Source organism: Paraburkholderia sp. WC7.3g (genome assembly GCF_050436345.1).
In the GTDB taxonomy this organism is placed as follows: domain Bacteria; phylum Pseudomonadota; class Gammaproteobacteria; order Burkholderiales; family Burkholderiaceae; genus Paraburkholderia; species Paraburkholderia podalyriae.
In genome coordinates this window covers 333,675-352,932 of sequence record NZ_JBNDMA010000004.1, presented here as the reverse complement: position 1 = coordinate 352,932, position 19,258 = coordinate 333,675, and the positions used below count along the sequence as shown (strand labels likewise).

Genomic DNA, 19,258 nt, shown 5'->3' with positions numbered 1-19,258 from the left:
GATGGCAACAATCGTTTCATTCGTATGCGGGCTGCTGTTCGGTTTCGGCCTGCTGTTGTCGGGCATGGCGAACCCCGCGAAAGTGCTGGGCTTCCTCGACATCGCCGGACGCTGGAATCCGTCGCTCGCGTTCGTGATGATCGGCGCGGTGGCGGTCGCGGCGATCGGCTTCGCGATCGCGAAGCGCCGCGACAGGTCGCTGCTCGGATTGCCGATACAGGTGCCGGCGTCGGCGCATGTCACGCGAAGACTGCTGCTGGGCAGTGGCGCGTTCGGCGTCGGTTGGGGAATTGCCGGGTTCTGCCCCGGCCCCGCGCTCGTCGCGCTCGGGCTCGGGTCGGCGAAAGCGTGGGTGTTCGTCGCGGCGATGATCGCGGGAATGGCCGTCTTCGAGCGGCTCGAACGGCGCTCACAGGCGCTGACAGGCGGCCTCGACGAGCGGCCGTTAACCTGAGCTTAAGGCGCGGCAGTGTACGATCCTGTGTCAACAGAACCCTCTACTCTCAGGCTCGCCCATGCATCTCTCGACTGAACCCCGCTATGACATCGTTGCACGTTTGCTCCATTGGCTCGTCGTCGGGCTAGTTGCCGCGCAGTTCGTGATCGGCTGGACGATGCCGGACGTGCACCGCGATACCGTGCCGAACGGCGAAATCGCGTGGCACCTGGGCGTGGGCACCGCACTGCTCGCCGCGATGGTGTGCCGCGTGCTGTGGCGTGCGACTCATCGGCCGCCGCCGGACAACCTGCCGCCGTTGTTTCGCGTCGCCTCCAAAATCGCGCACCTGGCGCTGTACTTGCTGCTCGTGCTGGTGCCGTTGCTCGGGTGGATCAACGCTTCGTCGCGCGCATGGACGGTCCGCCTCGCCGGTTGGGTCCCGCTGCCCCCGCTGTCGGCGGCGGGTTCGTCATTCGGGCATGCGATGGGCGATGTTCATAGCGTTCTCGCTTGGGTGCTGTTCGCCGTCATCTGCCTGCACGTCGCAGCGGCGATGTTTCATCAGTTCGTCACCGGCGACCGCGTTCTGCAGCGCATGAAAATCTAGCGCGACCGCCACGCACGCTACATCGCGATCACCTTGCCGGGGTTCAGGATGTTGTGCGGATCGAGCGCGAGCTTGATCGCCTTCATCGCAGCCAGTTCCGCCGGCGAGCGTGACAGACCGAGCACGCTCAGCTTCTCCTCGCCGATTCCATGCTCGGCCGACACCGAGCCGCCCATTTCCCCGGTGAGTTCATAGACGACGCGCTTGACGGCGGCGGCCTCGTCGGTCCAGCCCGGTTCCTGCACCACCACGTGCAAGTTGCCGTCGCCGAGATGCCCGTACACGAGGATCGTCGCTTGCGGCCAGCGCGCACGCAGCCGCTCGTCGCAGCGCTGTGCCGCATCGCCCGCCTGCGCGACCGCGAAGCTGATGTCGAACGAGATGCGTCCCGGGATCAGACGCGGATATTCGGCCGGCGCGTCGCGAATCGCCCAGAACGCCGCGGCGTCCGCCTCCGATTGCGCGATCGCGGCGTCGGTGATCGCGCCGCCGTCCAGCATGTCGGCGAGGAATTCCTCGAAAGCCGCCGATTGCCGCTCCGGGTCCGCGCCGCAAGTCTCGAGCAATACGTAGTAAGCGTGATCGCTCGCGAGCGGCACGCGCAACTCGGGCATGCGTTGCCGCACGAAGTCGCAATACCTGGGCCACATGACCTCGAACGCGGACACCCCGGCTGGCAGCCGCTCCTGCGCGCGGCCGAGCAGCGTGGTCACTGCCGCATAGTCAGGCATGCCGCACCATGCGGTCGGGATCGCGCGCGGCTTGGCGCGCAGGCGCAGCACCGCGCGCGTGATGACCGCGAGTGTGCCTTCGCTGCCCGTCAGCAGGTTGCGCAGGTCGTAGCCGGTATTGTTCTTGATCATCTTGCGCTCACCGCCGATCACGCTGCCGTCGGCGAGCACCGCTTCGACGTCGAGCACCTGGTCGCGCATCATCCCGTAGCGGATCACGCGATTGCCGCCCGCATTGGTCGCGATGTTGCCGCCGATCGTGCAACTGCCGCGCGCGCCGAGGTCAAGCGCGAACATGAAGCCGGCGTGATCAGCCGCTTCCTGCACGACCTGCAGCGGTGTGCCCGCGAGCACCGTCATCGTCGCGCTGACCGGATCGATGTCGACGACGCCGTTCATCCGCTCGACGCTCAGTGCGACCTCGCCGCCGAGCACGCAGGCGCCGCCCGCGTGCCCGGTCATGCCGCCTTGCGTGACGACCGGCTGGCGGAATCGATGGCAGATGCTGAGCGCGGTGGCGACCTCTGCGGTCGTGCGCGGGCGGATCAGCGCGATCGGATCGGTGGATGGCGTGCCGCTCCAGTCCGCGAACTGCCGCCCGCCAAATTCGGCCGGCAGGCTCACGATGTCCGCTCCGAGCGCCGCGCACAGCGCGGCGACGGCTTCGTTACCGCGGGTCGCGGAGATCGGTTCGTGCTGCATCGGATATCTCCAGTTCGTCAGACGGGCAGCGCCGTTGCGCGCGCCTGCCCCGTTTGGATTTCAGTTTGAATTTGAGTTTGCGTTCGAGTCTCCGTTCGCATGCGCGACAGCGGCGCCTCACGCGCTGGCCAGCGCAGATAATTCCGGTCGAGCCCGGCGATCTCGCTGCACCCCAACAGACCGAGCGCCCGATCGATCTCGGTCTTCAAAATCTCGATGGCCCGCTCGGCACCCGGCTGACCGCCCGCGCTCAGGCCGTACGTAGTCGCGCGTCCGAGCAACACCGCGTCGGCACCCAGCGCAACCGCCTTCAGGATCTCGGAGCCGCGGCGGAATCCACCGTCGAGCATCACGCACAGCTTACCGCCGACCTGCTCGACGACTTCGGGCAGCACATCCATCGCCGAGACCGCGCTGTCGAGCTGCCGGCCGCCGTGGTTCGACAGCACGATACCGTCGACGCCGGCCTCCAGCGCCTTCAGCGCGTCCGGTGCGCCAAGCACGCCTTTGACGATCAGCCGACGCGGCCACAGATCGCGCAGCCAGCGGATATCCTGCCACGACAACGACGGGTCCAGTTGCTGGCCCAGCGTGATCGTCGCGCCCTTCACGCTGTCCTGCCCCGGCGGCAGCAGGTCGCCGAGATTCGCGAAGCGCGGCATGCCGTTGGGCCACAGCACGTTGGCCATCCAGCGCGGATGGCGCAACACGTCGAACTTGTTGCGCCAGTCGAGTTTCAGCGGCGCGATGTAGTTGCGCAGGTCCCATTCGCGCTTGCCGAACACCGCGCTATCGGTCGTGACGACCAGCGCCTCGATGCCCGCGGCCTTCGCCCGCTGCGCCAGCTTCTCGAGAAATTCGCGCGTGCGGTACATGTAGACCTGCAACCATACGCGACCGCCCGCACGCTGCACGACGTCCTCCAGCGCGACCGTCGACACATTGCTCAGCACGAACGGAATGCCGGCCGCCGCCGCGGCACTGGCCAGCTTGACGTCGCCTTCGCGAAACATCAGGCCGCTATAGCCGGTCGGACCGATCATGAAGGGCGCCGCGCTGCGCTCGCCGAACAGCATCACGCTCTGGTCGCGCCGCTCGACGTTCACGAGCGTGCGCGGCAGAAAAGCGATTTCGCCGAACACGTCGCGATTGCGGCGCAGCGTCGCTTCGTCTTCGGCGCCGCCCTCGACATACTCGAAACAGAAATTCGGCAGACGCTCGCGGGCCATCGCACGCAGATCATCGATGCTGTGCGCGCGCTTCACGTCGCGGCCTGAATAAAGGCGGCGTTCCAATTGCATCCTCCTGGTTGTGTCGCTGCGATTCCCCGGCTCAGGTCACCACGCCGACCTGCCACGGCACGAATTCGCTTTGCCCATAGCCGTGCAACTCGCTCTTCGTGCGCGTGCCGGACGCGCAGCCGAGCATCGTGCGGAAGATCGCTTCGCCGAGTTCGTCGATGCTCGCACTGCCGTCGATCACGCCGCCGCAATTGATATCGATATCGTCCTGCTGGCGCTCCCACAACGCGGTGTTGGTCGCCAGCTTCAATGACGGCGACGGCGCGCAGCCGTAGGCGGAGCCGCGCCCGGTCGTGAAGCAGATCAGGTTCGCGCCCGAGGCGACCTGCCCGGTCGCCGACACCGGGTCGTAGCCGGGTGAATCCATGAACACGAAGCCCTTCGCGGCGATCGGCTGCGCGTATTCGTAGACGTCGACCAGATTCGTCGTGCCGCCTTTCGCGACCGCGCCGAGCGATTTTTCGAGGATCGTCGTCAGGCCGCCCACCTTGTTGCCCGCCGATGGGTTGTTGTCCATCGCGCCACCATTGCGCGCGCAATAGTCCTGCCACCAGGCGATGCGCGCGAGCAGCTTGTCGCCGACGGCGGCGCTCACCGCGCGGCGCGTCAGCAGATGCTCGGCGCCGTAGATTTCCGGCGTTTCCGACAGGATCGCGGTGCCGCCATGCCGCACCAGCCGATCGACCGCGGCGCCGAGCGCCGGATTCGCGGAGATGCCCGAATAGCCGTCCGAGCCGCCGCATTGCAGACCGACGCATAGATGCGAGGCCGGCACCGGCACGCGCCGCACGCGGTTCGCGTCGGCGAGCATCTCGCGCACCGTCGCGATCCCGCGTTCGATCGTCTTGCGAGTACCGCCGCTGTCCTGGATCGTGAAGCTGCGCAGCCTGGTCGTACTGGCGTCGAGCCCGCCCGCCGCGAGCACGCCGGCGATCTGGTTCGTCTCGCAGCCTAGCCCGACGAACAGCACCGACGCGAAGTTCGGATGCACCGCGTAACCGGCAAGCGTGCGGCGCAGGATCGCGATCCCCTCGCCCTGCATGTCGATGCCGCAACCGAGCCCGTGTGTCAAGGCGATCACACCGTCGACGTTCGGATAGTCGGCGAGCGCGTCGGGACGCACGTCGCGCCGGAAATGATCGGCGATCGCGCGTGCGACCGTCGCCGAGCAGTTCACGCTGGTCAGGATGCCGATGAAATTGCGCGTCGCGACGCGGCCGTCGTCGCGACGAATGCCCATGAAATGCGCGGGCTCGTTGACATAGACAGTCGGCTGCGCATCGACGCCGAACGCGTGCTCGCGGGAGAACTCGGACATGCCGAGATTGTGCGTGTGAACATGCTGGCCGCGCGCGATCGCTTCACGCGCGATGCCGATGATCTGGTTGTAGCGCTTGACCGGCTCGCCTGGCGCGATGTCGCGGGTCGCGATCTTGTGCCCCGGAGGAATCAGCCCGGCGACGACCAGTTGTTCCGCGTCGATGCGGGTGCCCGGCAACAACTGCCGGGTCGCGATGATGACGTCGTCGCCGGGATGCAGGCGGATGAACGCGGACGCGACGCTAGCTTGAGTGGACATGAAAAGCCTCGATAGCAGGGATATTCGAATGCGTTGGAAACAGAATACGTCAGATCGTGGAGCCCGCGCCCTTCGGCAGCTCGCGGCTTTCCGATTCCAGCGACAGCGGCTCGATGCGTCCCACGATCACCAGATAGCTGAACGCGCCAAGGAAGCAGAAACCACCCGCCACGACGAGCGGAATCGTGAACGAGCCCTTCGTCATTGCGACCATCACGCCGGTGAACGTCGTGATCACGATCCCCGCCAGATTCGACGCGAAGTTCTGGATGCCGCCGATCGACGCGACATGGCGCGGTGTGGGCGCGACCTCGCAGGGCAACGACCAGATGCTCGCCGCGGCGAACGCGAGGCTGCCATAGGCGATGCCGAAGAACGCGAGCATCAGATACGTGTTCTCCGTGAACGCCGACAGCGTGATCACCGACGACAACAGCATGCCGCCGACCATGCAGGTCTTGCGCGCAGCCGTCAGGCTCCAGCCGCGCCGGAACAGCGCGTCGGACACATAGCCGCCGAGCCAGCCGCCCGGAATTGCGATCAGCGCCGGAATCATGCCGAGCGTGCCGAGCGATTTCGGCGAGAAGCCGCGCGTCTGCACGAGGTAGCTCGGAAACCACGTAATGAAGAAATGAAGAAATAGATCACGAAGTTCAGGCAGAAGAAGCCGAGCATCATCCCCCACAGCGTGCGGTGACGAAACAGCGATGCCCACGTCACGTTCTCCTGATCGCCTCTCGCCCGAGCCGCCGGTGCGGCGTTGCGTCCGATGTGCATCGCGTCTTCCACCGGATTGCGATAGATCACGAGCCAGCCGACGATCCACACCGCGCCGAGCGCGCCAGTGAGGACAAATGCGGCCTTCCAGCCCAGCGTGCCGATGATCAGCGCAACCACGGGAATCGACAGCGCCGAGCCGACCCGCGAGCCGCTATCGAAGATGCTCGTCGCGATCGCGCGTTCCTCGGGCCGGAACCATTGACTGACGAGCTTCGCGCAGGACGGATAGGCACCCGCCTCGCCGACGCCCAGCAGCAGCCGGCAGCCGAACATCACCGCGACGCTGGTCGTGACCGCGGTGGCCGCGGTAAACACCGACCACCAGCCGACCGCGAGCGGCAGCGCGATGCGCGCGCCGACCCGATCGACGAACCAGCCGAACGGCATTTGCATCAACGCGTAGGTCCAGAAGAACCCGCTCAGGATGAAGCCCATCTCGGCGGGGCCGATGCCGAGCGCCTTTTCGATTTGCGGCGCGGCGACCGCGAGATTCGCACGATCGATGTAATTGACCGCGATCGCGAGAAAGCACAGAAAAATCACTACCCAACGCATCTTCTTCATGAAATCGTCTCCTCCTTGGCTGGTTTCTATCTGGATGAATCACGCGGCCTCGCGGCCGCCCGCGTGCTGCCGGGGTCTACTGCCCGGGTCTACTGCTGATCTACTGCGGATTGACGACCCGCGCCGCTAGCCGCCGTGTGCGCGCGCGGCAAGCGCCGCGTTCAGACGCGGTTGCTCGACACGCACGCCAAGCTCGCGTGCGAGTTCGATCACCGGCTTGAAACGCCGCGCTTTCTTTTGCTCGTGATTGCGCGCGATGTCGGCGAGGCGATGATCGAGGAACGGGTTCTCGAAGCGTTCGCGCACTTCGTCGAGATACGCGCGTGCGTCGCTGCCCTGACCGAGCGCATCGAAGACCGGCAGCACCTCGTCGCGCCACAGCGATTCGAGATCGGCACGCAGCAGCGGATCGCGCATCGCATGCAGCATGTTCTCATCCGGGTCACGGGCGTCGGCCTGCCAGCGCTCGGCAAGCCACGTATGCCCGAGATTGAGCAGCAGCAGCTTCAAGCGTTCGTAGTGCAACAGGTCGTCGGTGACGATCATCGCTTCGTGCTCGCACGGCAGCACCATACCGGCACGCCGCTCGATCGCCCACAACGCGTAGGGTTCGGCAACCGCGCCGACCGGCCGCAGCGGCTCGGACACGATGCGGTCCACCAGCGAATTGACCCACACGCAGGTGTGCTCGATGTAGCGCACGAACTCGGACCCGGCGCCCCAGTCGCGCGCGATATCGGCGACCAGGCTACGCAGCGTGTCGCCATTGCCCGACACGAGTTCGCAGGGCAGCAGCGTCAGCGGTGCGGCGCCGGCTTTGAAGCGCGCATGCAGCAGCACCACGAGCTTCGCCGCGAATCCACGCGGCACGCTCGCCTCGTTGCGCAACAGTTCGGCGGTGTCGTCGGCGAAGCACTCGTAGCCTCGGTCGCCGGTGTTGGAGATCACCACACGCGCGTCGCGCGCGAAGCGCTCCACCACGGTTGGCCAATCGGTATTCGCGTTCAATGCCTCGGTGATCGCGTGACATCGCGTGGTCGTATCGATCACCGCTTCGCGGCGCAGGCCGCGAATACGCACGTCGTACTGCCGGTGCGCGCGCAATGCTTCGATGCGCGCGAGGCTCTCGGGGTTGGCCGTCGTCTGCACGACGCTCACGTGCCCCAACGCGCGGCCCGCGTCGAGCGCCGCCGAGACGAACAGATCCGCGTGCGCCTGCAGGAAGCGGCTCGTGCCGAATTGAAGAATCGGGTTGCCCATCGTCCGCATCGTCGGTTCTCCTGCTCGCTCAACAGGCGACCAGCGCCTTGATGACGCCGGCATCCGGTTTCAACAGCTTGGGGAATTCGCCCGGTAGATCGGCGAGTTCGACGACGTGCGTATTCAGCGCGGCGGTGGGAATCTTGCCCGCGCGCATTGCGTCGAGCACCGTTTCGAAGTCGGCGACGGTCGCGTTGCGACTCGCGAGCAAGGTCGTCTCGCGCTTGTGAAACTCGGGATCGGCAAACGAAATGCGCTCGCTGACGATCGACACCAGCACGTACTTGCCGCCGTGCGCGACGAACTGCAGCCCACGCTCCATCGCCTTCGCATTGCCGGTGGCGTCGAACACCACGTCGAAAAACTCGTTGCCGGTCAGCGCCGCGAGTTCGGCGGCATCGGTCGCGGCGTCGGTGGTGTCAAGCAGCACCGTGTGATCCGCCCGCAAGGCGCCGGCGCACACGGACAAGCGGTCCGCGCGGCCATCGAGCACGCTGAGCTCGGCGCCGCGCAGCTTCGCGAAGATCGTCGCGGCCATGCCGATCGGACCGGCCCCGACCACCAGCACGCGCTGCGCGGCCTGCACGTCGGCGCGCGCGACCGCGTGCGCGCCGATCGCGAGAAACTCGAGCATCGCGGCTTCGTCGAGCGTGACGCCGTCGGCATTGAAGACGAACGCCTGCGGCACCGCGAGGTACTCGGTCATACCGCCGTCGGTATGGACGCCGAGCACGCGGATGTTCACGCAGCAATTGCCCTTGCCCGCGCGGCAGGCCACGCAGCGCCCGCACGACAGATACGGCATCACGTACACCTGGTCGCCGGCCTTGACGCGCGCGCTGGCCGGCGCCGATTCGACGATGCCGGCGAGCTCGTGCCCCATCACACGCGGATAAGACAGATACGGCTGATTGCCGGTGAAGATGTGGAAGTCGGTGCCACAGATGCCGACCCGGCGGATGCGGATCAGCACATCGTCAGGGCCGGCGTTCGGCATCGCACGTTCGGCGAGCGCGAGCTGGCCGGGTTGTTCGCAAATGACTGTCTTCATCGTCAGGGAGGAATTGATCGGGTATCGGGATGCGAAGCGAGCAGCAGGGCTGCTCGACTGGCGTCTATCTGGCGTCTATCCGGCCTTACCAATTTGCAAAAATAACGTCACATGCGATACTGGTCAAGCCAATTTGCACGGAATTGGGGGAAACCCCGAACGCTGTCAGTGCGTCGCCGAGCGCGCGCGGTTTGCGCGTCGGGCGCTTCGATCTACAATCGGCGCTCGCCTTATCAGGCTTGCACAAGCTCCATCGCCGGGAAACGTTTCGTGACTGTCAAACCTGCCGACCCTCGCCGTCTCTATCTTCAGATCGCGGAAAAACTGCGCGATCTGATCGCTCAGCCGGATTTCGCGCCGAACGGCCGCCTGCCACCCGAACGCGCGCTGGCGGAGACGCTCGGCGTGTCGCGGCCGTCGGTGCGTGAAGCGCTGGTCGCGCTCGAACTGGAAGGGCTCGTCGAGATTCGCATGGGCTCGGGCGTCTATCTATGCGCGGCGCCGTCCGCGCGGAACGGTGCATCGCTGTCGCCGGCCGAACTCGGCGACAGCCTGCTCGACATCATGGGGGCGCGTTGTGTGATCGAAGGCTCGATTGCCGCGAGCGTCGCGCCGTTCTGCAAGCCGAAAGACCTGAAGACGCTGCGCGCGATCTACGACGAGATGGCGCGCGAAGTCGAAGCCGGCAGAATTCCGGTCGCGTCCGATCGCGCGTTCCATCTCGCGATCGCGCAAATGTCCGGCAACGAAGTGCTCGTGCGCACCGTCAGCTCGCTATTCGATGCGCGGCATAGTCCGCTGTCGGAAAAGCTGCGCGGCCACTTCGAAAACGAAACGACGTGGGGCGCCGTGCCCGAAGAACATCGCGTGATTCTGGAAGCGCTGGAAGCGCATGATGCAATCCAGGCGCAGGCGGCGATGCAGCGTCACTTGAAGCTGTCGTTGGAGCGGGTGATTGCGGGGGGGCAGCGCACGTCTTAGGCGGCGCTCCGGGATACGGTCGAATCAGCTGGCATGCACGACGTTCGAACTGCGCCATGCCGGACATCCGAACCCAGTAGTGATTGGCCGGCAAGCCATTGACCGCCAGCACGCGATGATTTCCCGATCAGCGCGCCGCCGCCCGTGCCCTGGCCGACTTCACGCGCCAGTTCGCGAGCGCGCCGAGCGCCATCAGCAGGCTGGTGCCCAGAAACACCGCGCGCATGCCGACGTGTCCGCCGACGAAACCGCCTAGCAGCGGCCCGGCCACCTGCCCCGCGTACTGCGACGACACCGAGTACCCAAGAATCGCGCCCGTCACGTGCGCCGGCACGTTGTGGCGGATCACACTCGCGATGCACGGCAACAGGCCGCCTAATGCGATTCCCATCAGGAAACGCAGCACGATCAGCTGCCAGCTCGCGGTGACGAACGCCTGCGGCACGAGCAGCACCGCCGAGGCGGCGAGGCAGCCGACGATCACGTTCCAGTGCCCCGCGCGATCGGCGAACTTGCCCAGCCGCGACGATGAGATCACGCTGCCGAGCGCCGCGCCCGACATGACGAAGCCCGCGACCATCGTCACGCTTTGCGGCTTCGTCAGCTGGGCGACGTAGACGGTGATGATCGGCTCGATCGACATGTTCGCGACCATCAGCAGCAGACCTGTGGCAAGCATCGCGATGGCCGGCCCCTTGTCGTCGACCGATGCCCACGCGCCCTCCTTCGGCGCGCTGCCCGCGCGCTTGCGAACCGGCATTTCGCGGATCAGGAACGCGGTCGCGAGAAAGGCGACGAAGATCGCCGCGCCCGATGCCCAGAACGTCGCGCGGATGCCGATCAACGGCGGCAGGAAGCCGCCGATCAGCGGGCCGACCAGATTGCCCGCCATGATCCCCGACGACAGTACGCCGAGCGCCCAGCCCGAACGCGCCTTCGGCGTCTGCGTCGCGACGAGGATCATCGAGCCCGACGCATATCCGCCGAGCAGTCCCGCGAGCAGCCGCAACGCGACCAGTTGCCACGCCGAGTGCGCCATGCCGATCAGCGACATCGCGACCGCCATGCCGAGGCTCGAGCGGATCAGCATCAGCTTGCGGCCGTAGAGGTCGGCAAGCTTGCCCCACAGCGGCGCGACGAGCGCGGCGCTGAAGAAGGTCGCGCCGAACGCGGCGCCGGACCACTGCACGATCGCCGCATGATCCTTTACGCCGAGCTGCTCGACGTAGAGCGGCAGGAACGGCAGCAGCAGCGTCATCGCGACGATGGTCGTGAACGAGCCGAACACGCACACGCCGAGATTGCGCTGCCAATGCGCGGCCGCTTCGTCGGCCGGCGGGGCGGCCGTGGCGGACGCGGTGGCCTGCGCCTGCGGCGGCACCGGTTCGGCCGATGGGACGTCGAGCTTGCGATTCATCTTCGAGACTTTCCAGGGTGATCAGGGGCCGTTCGAGCTATCGAAAGCATCGTAACGGGCCGCAGTGCCATCAGGCAGTCAACCCATCATCCTGGTATCGCTACTACCTCTTCGGAACTTGCGGGCCCGGCTGCGCCTCCTCGTCAACTAGTGGCCCGCGGGCGACGTGCTGTGCGACGTCTGCGGCGCGGCCGCCGCCGATGCCGCCGCATCCGATACCCCCACCGCACCACCCGGCAGATCGGCCGGCTTCGTCGAACTCACCGCATCCGGATAGAGCTGCATCAGCACGCGCAGCACACCATTGGTCCAGCCGAAGCCGTCCTGTAGCGGATACTCGCCGCCGCCCGCGGACTTGTCGCTCGCGTCGACGTCGTACTTCTCGACCAGCTTGCCGGTGCGCTGGTAGTACGCGACGTCCGTGCGGATCCAGCGCGTCGCGATATCGCGCGCGAGCTCCGGCTCGCTATAGCGGCGCAGCCCCATCACCGCGAGGTACTGCAGAGGCGCCCAGCCGTTCGGTTCGTCCCACTGCTGGGCGGTGTTGGTCCGCGTCGTCGCGAGACCGCCCGGGCGCAGCAGATCGCGTCGGATCGTCTGCGCCACTTCGCGTGCGTCGTTGCGCGTCGCGACCCCGGCGTAAAGGGGATACACAGTCGCGGCAGTGAGCCGGTGCGTGAGCGTGCCGTGCACGAAGTCGTAGTCGCCGAATGCGTGCAGTTGCGGATCCCACAGCACCCGTCGGATTGCATCCGCGCGCACGCGGGCGCGCAGTTCGAGGTTCTCGGCGTGGCCTGCATCGCCGGTCACACGGTAGGCTTTCGCGAGCGTGCGTTCGAGGTCCACCATCAGGCAGTTCAGGTCCACCGGCACTAGCGACGTCACATCAATGGTCGCGAGCGTCTTGCCGTCGGCGAACCAGCGTGAGCTGAAGTCCCAGCCGGTTTCGCCGCCCGCGCGCAGATTGCGCCACAAATCCTGCGCATCGCGTTGCGGCATTTGCTGCGCCGTCATCACATCCTCGCGGTACGACTCGTCACGTGGCGCCGCGCGCTCGTCCCAGTAGCGATTGAGCAGCGTGCCGTCGGCGAGGCGTACAAGATGGTGCGACGCGTTGCCGGCCGCGAGATGCTCGCTGCCGGCCATCCAGTACGCGTACTCACGCCGCAGCTCGGGCAGATAGCGGGCGTAGACCTGATCGCCCTCTTTGCGCGCGACCAGCTGCACCATCTGCGCGAAGAACGGCGGCTGCGAACGGCTAAGGTAATACGTGCGATTGCCGTTGGGGATGTGGCCATAGCGGTCGATCAACGTCGAGAAATTGTTCAGCTCGTCGTCGACGAGCGCATGCTGGCCGCTCGCGTCTAGCCCCAACAGGATGAAGTACGAATCCCAGTAGTAAATCTCGTCGAAGCGGTCGCCCGGCACGATGTACGACGATGGTAGCGGCAACAGCGACGAGTACGGGTTGGCGCTTGCGTCCGGCTCGCGGCGCAGCACGCTCCACAGCGTATCGATGTGCGCGGTGACGCTCTCGTTGGGATCGGACACGTAGCGCTTCGGCGCGCGCGGGGGCAGCGTAAAGCGCTGTTCGACAAATTGCTTCAGGTCGAACAGCGGCTGCGCGCGCCGGCTGGTGTAGTCGGCGATGATCTGCGTCGGCGGCTGGTTCGGCGACATATCGGCAAACGTCTTGCTGTCCGGGTATAGATACGCGAGTTCGACGTCGCGGTACAGCTCGCCATACAGCTCGGACGGTGGCGTTGGCACGACCGGCGACGGCTGTGCGTGATCCGTGTTTTCGCCGTGTCGGACGGCGGCGCTGCTGGCGGCATTCGCGGCGGCGGCCGATGCGGGCAGCGTGACGGGCGGCACGACCGGCTGCGTCTGCGCGTACGTCGGCGAGGATTGCGCGCTGACGCCGATGCTTGCAGCGAGCGCCAGCGCCGCGGCCACGCGGGCGACAGCGCGGCGGTACGGCCACGCGACAAACGACGAACAGGGGAAATCGTAACGAGATGGCATCGGCGGACCCGTTAAGGACGACGCGGTGACGTCGACGTAGGCGGCCCGCCGCAGCGTGCCGATCACACGCTGCACGCTACGGCGGGGCTTCAAGGGGGTCTCGCTAGCAAATGCGGGGCCCGCTTCGCAATACGATGTCGCGCGCAAGCGTTTCTTGACAAACTGCGCTTAAGGAATGAGCCTTCACCAGACCGCGCATCCCGCCCGGGCTCGCCGGCATTCGGAATCCAGCGCAGCCCGGTCGCCGGTCCGGTGCCAGCTTGCGGTCCGCTCATTTTAAGCGGAAACCCGCCGTTAACCTCCGGTCCGGAATCCTAATGAAGCCGCCTTCGCGCGCAGATCCGCGAAGCGGTCCGCCGTCGGGCTGAGCGCCAGCTTTTGCGATTGATCGATCGCCGATAGCGAACTGGATGGCGACGGCGCGATCGCCCCCAGGCAGGTTCCGCCGAACGGCCCTTGGGCGATCGTGAACGCGGGGGCATCGGTGCGTGGGGCGTCGGTGAAATCGAGCGCGTAGGCCAGATTGACCGTCGCCGGATCGCTGCCGCGCGCGCCGAGCGGCTGCAGGCCGAAGCGCCATTGCAGGAGCGCGTGAATCGAGCTGGGGTCGAACGGATAGCGCGTGATCGCGCCTGCGCGCACGCGCGGCCCAAGCAGCGCGAGCGGCACGCGAAAACCGAGCTTGCCGTCGTTGCCGAGCGTGAGCTCGTCGTTGCTGATCGGCCTGGTGGGCGGCACCACGTGCTCGAGAAAGCCGCCCCATTCGTCGTAGACGACGATCATCAGCGTGCGGTTCCACGTCGGGCTCGTGCGCAGCGCCTCGTAGACCTGACCGAGAAACGCCTCGCCGTCGCGGATGTCCGCATGCGGATGATCGTCGGTGGAAACGCCTTCCGGCTCGCCGGTGAAAGACGGCTCGACCATGCAGAATGGCGGCAGCGTCCCCGTCGCCGCATTCAGGAGGAATTCCGCGAACGGGCGCGAAATGCCGACATACCGCGTGCCATAAAGCGCCGTGAACGGTACGTCGTGATAGTAGTAGTTACAATCGACATTCGCGTCGCTCAGCTTGTCCCAGATCGTCGCGAGCGACGACGTGTCGGTGCGGTCATCGAGCCGGTCCGTCGCGCCGCTATGCAGGTACAGGCGATTGGGAAACGTGCTGGTCAGGATGCCGCTGAAGTAGAAGTCGCCGATCGTGTAACTGCTCGCCACGGCTTTGAAGAATTGCAGATCGGCCGACGTGTAGTAACCGATAGGCAGCAGGTCGCCCTGGTGCAGACTCGTGCCCGGCGTGAGCAGCCAGCCATTCATCGCACCCGAAGCCAGTTGCGTGCGAGCCCCTGCGAAGCCGTGATTGGGGTCCAGGTAGGCGCACGACTGATACCCGTACGCCGGATTCGCCGACAGCGAAAACGGCGTTTGCGTCGCGCCGAACGCGTCCTTGAACTGCCGGTTCGCGGGCATGCCCTCCGCGCCTGGCACCCAGCCGAGGAAATGGTCGAACGAACGATTTTCCATTGTGACGAGCACAATGAAGTCGATGCCTGAGCTGGCCGGCGCGGACAACGCCGGACGCGGCAAGCTATAGCGGTCGTCGGCGTCGGGCGAGGGAATGTCGGCAATCGAGCGCGCGGGGTCGCCGCCGCCGTCCGCCCCCGATCCGCCGTCTCCCACCGATCCACCGCCGCCGCAACCCGGAAGCGCAACGGTGCCGGCCACCGCGGCTACGCCAGCAAGAAAGCGGCGGCGGTCGTATTTGTGATTCTGGTGAGTCTCGTCTCCCATGACACGCCTCCTGGTTCGATCCGGCGCGGGAATCCGTCCATGCCTGGCCGCCGCGAACGCGCGCGCCGATTCGAACGGCGGGCTGGTCGTTGGCAGCAAGTTTCAAACCCGAGGTATCAGAGGGTCGCTGCGATGGGGCATGTGCATTGGCGGGCATTGAACGCCAGCGCCCTAGATCTCCACGCGCGCCCCCACTTCGATCACGCGATTGGCCGGCAGTTTGAAGAACGCCGCGATATTGCCCACGTTGTGCAGCATCACCGCGAAAAGCCGCTCGCGCCATAACGCCATGCCGTGCCCGCGTTTGGGCACGACGTCCGCGCGGCTCAAGAACCACGAGGTGTCCTCCAGATCGAAGGCGAGTTCCGGCGCTCTGTAGGCGGCCAACGTCCGCGGCAAGTCCACTTCGTCCTTGAATCCGTAGTTCACCGTTGCGTGCCAACAGCCCGCGCACAGCGGCTCGATCTGCACGCGCTCGCTTTCCGCCACCCACGGCACGCTCTTCGTGATCACGCTGAGGAAAACCGTGCGCTCATGCAGTACACGGTTGTGCCGCAGGTTGTTGACTAGCGCGTGCGGCACCGCTTCGACGTTCGGCGTGAGGAAGATCGCCGTGCCGCCCACGCGCGTCGGCGACTTTTCGAGCAGCGAAGTCAGATACGGCTTGAGCGGTGTCTTTCCCGCCCGCACGCGCGCTTCGGCCAGCATCATTTCCCAGCCGCGTCCCCACGTCGCCATGACCGAGAACACGATCGCGCCGATCACGAGCGGGAACCAGCCGCCATCCACGATCTTGAGCAGATTCGCCGAGAAGAACAACGCGTCGATCACGAAGAAGAACGCGGTGGACAGCAGGCAGACCAGCCAGTTGTAGCGCCATGCGTAACGCACGACGAAGAACGTGAGGAACGTTGTTATCAGCATCGTGCCGGTCACGGCGATGCCGTACGCGGACCCGAGCGCCGTGGACGAGCGAAAGCCCAGCACCGCCGCAACCACGGCGATCAGCAGGATCCAGTTGATGCCGGGCACGTAGATTTGCCCGATCTCGCGCTCCGACGTATGCACGATGTTCATGCGCGGCAGGAAGGAAAGCTGCATGGCCTGCATCGTCATCGAATAGGTGCCCGAAATAACGGCCTGCGACGCGATCACGGTGGCGATCGTCGCCAGCACGATCATCGGCACGATGGCCCATTGCGGGAAGAGCCGGTAGAACGGGTTTTGCACTGCGCCGGGGTTCGCTAGCAGCAGTGCGCCCTGGCCCAGATAGTTGAGCGCGAGCGCGGGAAAAACGACGCCGAACCACGTAAGACGAATGGGCCGCTTGCCGAAATGGCCCATGTCCGCGTAGAGCGCCTCGGCGCCCGTGAGCGAGAGCACGACCGCGCCGAGCGCGACGAACGCGAGCCAGCGGTGATGCATGCAAAACCTGAGCCCTTCCAGCGGATTGAGCGCGTAAAGCACGACCGGCGCGGCCATGATATTCGCGACGCCCGCCACGCCGATCACGACGAACCAGAGCACCATCACCGGCCCGAACACGGCGCCGATTCCGCCCGTGCCGTGTTTTTGCGTGACGAACAGGATGACGAGCGCGGCGAGCGTCACCGGAATCACATAGGTCTTCAGCGCGGGCTCGACGACTTCGAGCCCTTCCACGGCGCTCAGCACGGAAATGGCCGGCGTGATCACGCTGTCGCCGAAGAAGAGCGCCGCGCCCATCACGCCCACCACGAGTAGTCCACGACGCAAACGCGGCCGCGACACGATCGACGACGCCGCGAGCGCGAGCAGCGCCATGATGCCGCCTTCGCCGTGATTATTCGCCCGCAGGATCAACACGACGTACTTGAGCGACACGACGATCATCAGCGACCAGAAGATCAGCGAAACGATGCCGACGATATTGAAGGCATTGAGCGTGAGACCATTGCTGGGATCGAACACGGTGGCGAGCGTATAAAGCGGGCTCGTGCCGATATCGCCATAGACCACGCCGAGCGCCGCCAGCGCGAGCGCCGGGAGAGCCGGTGAGGTTTCGCCGTGGCCGTTCTTCGCCGGCGCGGCGGTTGCGGGGTGTCCCATGTCTCCCTCCTCATACGAATCGCGCGTGGGCCGTGACGGCCGCGCCGCGTGCTCGCTTCGATTCTTTCGAACTGTGCGCTAGAGGAAGTATAGAAATTTCCGGCGGAAATGCGCTTCGCGCGGCCCATGTCACGCATGGCGCCGTGCTTTCGCGAAACTGTTTTCGGGTTCGGCTGGAGGTTTACGGCGTCACGACAAGCGCGGTGTGCATTCCCGCTGCATAGTGTCCCGGCTTGTTGCAGATCAGCGCGTAGTGGCCTGGCGCAAGCTTGAATGACACGCGCCTGCTCTTGCCCGGCGCGATATCTTCGACTTCGCCGATCTTTTTCAGCCTGCGCTCCAGAACCTGTCCTTTGCTGACGGGGAGTGCATCGTCCGAGAGATCGGTCTTGAGCACAACGAGTTCGTGTTCCATGTCGTTGTCCGCGGAATTCTTGACTTCAAGCGTGATGCGACCCGCCTTCACGTTGTGCGTCCCGAGCTGGATCGAGTCCGATAGCAAGGTCGCGTTGACGGTTTGCTCCGCCCAGCTTGCATGCGATGTCATCCCGAGTGCGATCACACTGGCGAGCATAGTGAATCTGTAAGTGGCATACATGACCGCCTCCTTTGCACCGACATATCGCGCGTGGCTCGCGTCGAGCGATTGCCGGCGCAATTCCTTGAGTGCGCAAGTGCCCCTGCCAGTGCGATGGCATAGCGCTTTGCGCGGCACGCGATATGTCTGGTAAACGCGCATGGGGGAAGGCATATTCCATGAGCCCGCTGGCGGGCGGCTCATCAACCAAAAAATTTGATAGCAAACGTTGTCTACGCCGCATTTTTCGCCGTTTACCTGGATTACGCTGACCTTCCGCTGCAAACAGCAGATATTCATTCCAAGAAAATGAACAGCTTCGATTCGACCATCGAAACCTATCTGTCCAACCTGCACTTCGGCCATTTCGCGACCCAGTCCATACAAGCCATCGCGGACCTGCACATCTTTAAAGGCCTGGTACTGATTCCCGTGCTGTGGTGGATGTGGTTCCAGCAAGACGAGCGCCGCGAATGGCGGCGCGAAATGGTTGTCGCGACGCTTCTTAGCGGCGTCGTGGGTCTGTTCGTCGGAAGACTGCTGGCTCACTGGTTGCCGTTCAGAGTGCGCCCCGTCTATAGCACCGAACTTCATCTGCAGTTCGCAAGCGGCGCGACCCAGGGCGCGGCGTTGACAGACTGGAGTTCGTTCCCAAGCGATCACGCAATGCTATGGATGGCGGTCGCCACCGGCATCTTCCTCGTGTGGCGGCGCATCGGTGCGCTGGCGATGCTCTATACCGCGCTGTTCATCTGCCTTCCGCGCGCCTATCTCGGCTTTCACTATCCAACCGATTTGCTGGCAGGCGCCGCCATGGGAATCGTGATTACCGTTGTCATGACGCGAGATGCCATCCGCGTGCGCTACGCGACTCCGGCACTGCGATGGATCGAACGCTATCCGGGACCTCCTGCGATGCTGGCCTTTATCTTGTGTGTCGAACTCATCACCCAGTTCGAAGAACTGCGTGCTCTGGCGTGCGGCGTGTTCAAACATCTATGACCGCGCTATGCGGTGCGGCGCCGATTGCCTGTTGGTCGTTCGCTGAGATGTTCTTACTCACACGTTGTATCGACGTCCGTTCGCGAATCCCGGCAAATGTCAACGGCTGCTCACCGTACCCGGCGCAGCTTGTCAGCAAACCGTCTCGTCTGTCCGCCTCGAAGGCGACGTGCCGGCATGTTCGCCGAGTTCCATGATTTCCACGAGCCGCCGCTGGTAATGCTCCGGCAGATACTCCGTGAGCGAGTACCTTCTGCTCTTGTCCGCCAGATGCATCGCCAGTCGATCCAGCGCCAGCGTGAAGCTCTCCGGCTGAGACCGGAATTTGATCTTGTTGCCCACCGCGTCGCCGGTCGTTGCCATGCT

Annotated in this window: 15 protein-coding genes and 1 pseudogene; 4 read left to right on the top strand and 12 right to left on the bottom strand. The window is 65.3% G+C overall.

Translation table 11 applies throughout. The features are described 5' to 3' along the window. The first annotated feature begins 1 nt into the window (after position 1). Both OKW43_RS34965 and OKW43_RS34960 read left to right on the top strand, forming a co-directional pair. Positions 2-454 carry a DUF6691 family protein gene (locus OKW43_RS34965; protein ID WP_429452951.1) on the top strand — a complete coding sequence of 151 codons (453 nt, stop codon included), beginning with the start codon at positions 2-4 and terminating at the stop codon, positions 452-454. A 61-nt stretch (positions 455-515) separates the two neighbouring features. Next, positions 516-1,046 carry a cytochrome b gene (locus OKW43_RS34960; RefSeq protein WP_187633743.1) on the top strand — a complete coding sequence of 177 codons (531 nt, stop codon included), beginning with the start codon at positions 516-518 and terminating at the stop codon, positions 1,044-1,046. Between the two features lie 17 nt (positions 1,047-1,063). On the opposite strand, the gene OKW43_RS34955 is transcribed toward OKW43_RS34960, so the two are convergent. The 6 genes and pseudogenes from OKW43_RS34955 to OKW43_RS34930 all read right to left on the bottom strand — a co-directional run bounded on the left by OKW43_RS34955 (position 1,064) and on the right by OKW43_RS34930 (position 9,014). Further along, on the bottom strand, positions 1,064-2,479 hold the full coding sequence (locus OKW43_RS34955) for an FAD-binding oxidoreductase (RefSeq protein ID WP_429452949.1): 1,416 nt from the start codon (positions 2,477-2,479) through the stop codon (positions 1,064-1,066). A gap of 17 nt (positions 2,480-2,496) precedes the next feature. Beyond that, complete coding sequence (locus OKW43_RS34950; protein WP_429452947.1) at positions 2,497-3,774, bottom strand: alpha-hydroxy acid oxidase; 1,278 nt, start codon at positions 3,772-3,774, stop codon at positions 2,497-2,499. Positions 3,775-3,811: 37 nt separating this feature from the next. Next, positions 3,812-5,359, bottom strand: a complete 1,548-nt coding sequence (locus OKW43_RS34945; RefSeq protein ID WP_429452945.1) for a UxaA family hydrolase — start codon at positions 5,357-5,359, stop codon at positions 3,812-3,814. Between the two features lie 49 nt (positions 5,360-5,408). Further along, a pseudogene (locus OKW43_RS34940) lies at positions 5,409-6,703 on the bottom strand (MFS transporter). Positions 6,704-6,829: 126 nt separating this feature from the next. Next, entirely contained in the window at positions 6,830-7,963 is a 1,134-nt protein-coding gene (locus tag OKW43_RS34935; protein WP_429454720.1) for a mannitol dehydrogenase family protein, read from the bottom strand. Between the two features lie 28 nt (positions 7,964-7,991). Then, positions 7,992-9,014, bottom strand: a complete 1,023-nt coding sequence (locus OKW43_RS34930; RefSeq protein ID WP_429452943.1) for a zinc-binding alcohol dehydrogenase family protein — start codon at positions 9,012-9,014, stop codon at positions 7,992-7,994. A gap of 270 nt (positions 9,015-9,284) precedes the next feature. Between OKW43_RS34930 and OKW43_RS34925 the strand changes: the two genes are divergently transcribed. Beyond that, positions 9,285-9,995, top strand: a complete 711-nt coding sequence (locus OKW43_RS34925; RefSeq protein ID WP_187633748.1) for a FadR/GntR family transcriptional regulator — start codon at positions 9,285-9,287, stop codon at positions 9,993-9,995. Between the two features lie 127 nt (positions 9,996-10,122). Here OKW43_RS34925 and OKW43_RS34920 read toward each other — a convergent pair whose 3' ends face one another. The 5 genes from OKW43_RS34920 to OKW43_RS34900 all read right to left on the bottom strand — a co-directional run bounded on the left by OKW43_RS34920 (position 10,123) and on the right by OKW43_RS34900 (position 17,911). Further along, positions 10,123-11,412: an MFS transporter gene (locus OKW43_RS34920; protein ID WP_429452941.1), complete on the bottom strand. Its 1,290-nt coding sequence runs from the start codon at positions 11,410-11,412 to the stop codon at positions 10,123-10,125. A gap of 147 nt (positions 11,413-11,559) precedes the next feature. Beyond that, positions 11,560-13,437, bottom strand: coding sequence for an alpha,alpha-trehalase TreA (gene treA, locus OKW43_RS34915; RefSeq protein ID WP_429454719.1), 1,878 nt, complete (start codon positions 13,435-13,437; stop codon positions 11,560-11,562). 294 nt (positions 13,438-13,731) lie between these two features. Beyond that, positions 13,732-15,225, bottom strand: coding sequence for an alkaline phosphatase family protein (locus tag OKW43_RS34910; protein ID WP_429452939.1), 1,494 nt, complete (start codon positions 15,223-15,225; stop codon positions 13,732-13,734). A gap of 171 nt (positions 15,226-15,396) precedes the next feature. Then, positions 15,397-17,313, bottom strand: a complete 1,917-nt coding sequence (locus tag OKW43_RS34905) for a potassium transporter Kup (protein WP_187637616.1) — start codon at positions 17,311-17,313, stop codon at positions 15,397-15,399. 181 nt (positions 17,314-17,494) lie between these two features. Continuing rightward, positions 17,495-17,911, bottom strand: a complete 417-nt coding sequence (locus tag OKW43_RS34900; RefSeq protein WP_429452937.1) for a cupredoxin domain-containing protein — start codon at positions 17,909-17,911, stop codon at positions 17,495-17,497. A 288-nt stretch (positions 17,912-18,199) separates the two neighbouring features. Between OKW43_RS34900 and OKW43_RS34895 the strand changes: the two genes are divergently transcribed. Then, positions 18,200-18,892, top strand: coding sequence for a phosphatase PAP2 family protein (locus OKW43_RS34895; protein WP_429454718.1), 693 nt, complete (start codon positions 18,200-18,202; stop codon positions 18,890-18,892). Between the two features lie 132 nt (positions 18,893-19,024). On the opposite strand, the gene OKW43_RS34890 is transcribed toward OKW43_RS34895, so the two are convergent. After that, the gene (locus tag OKW43_RS34890) at positions 19,025-19,255 is read right to left on the bottom strand and encodes a hypothetical protein (protein WP_429452935.1); all 231 of its coding nucleotides are present in this window, start codon (positions 19,253-19,255) and stop codon (positions 19,025-19,027) included. Between the last annotated feature and the right edge of the window lie 3 nt (positions 19,256-19,258).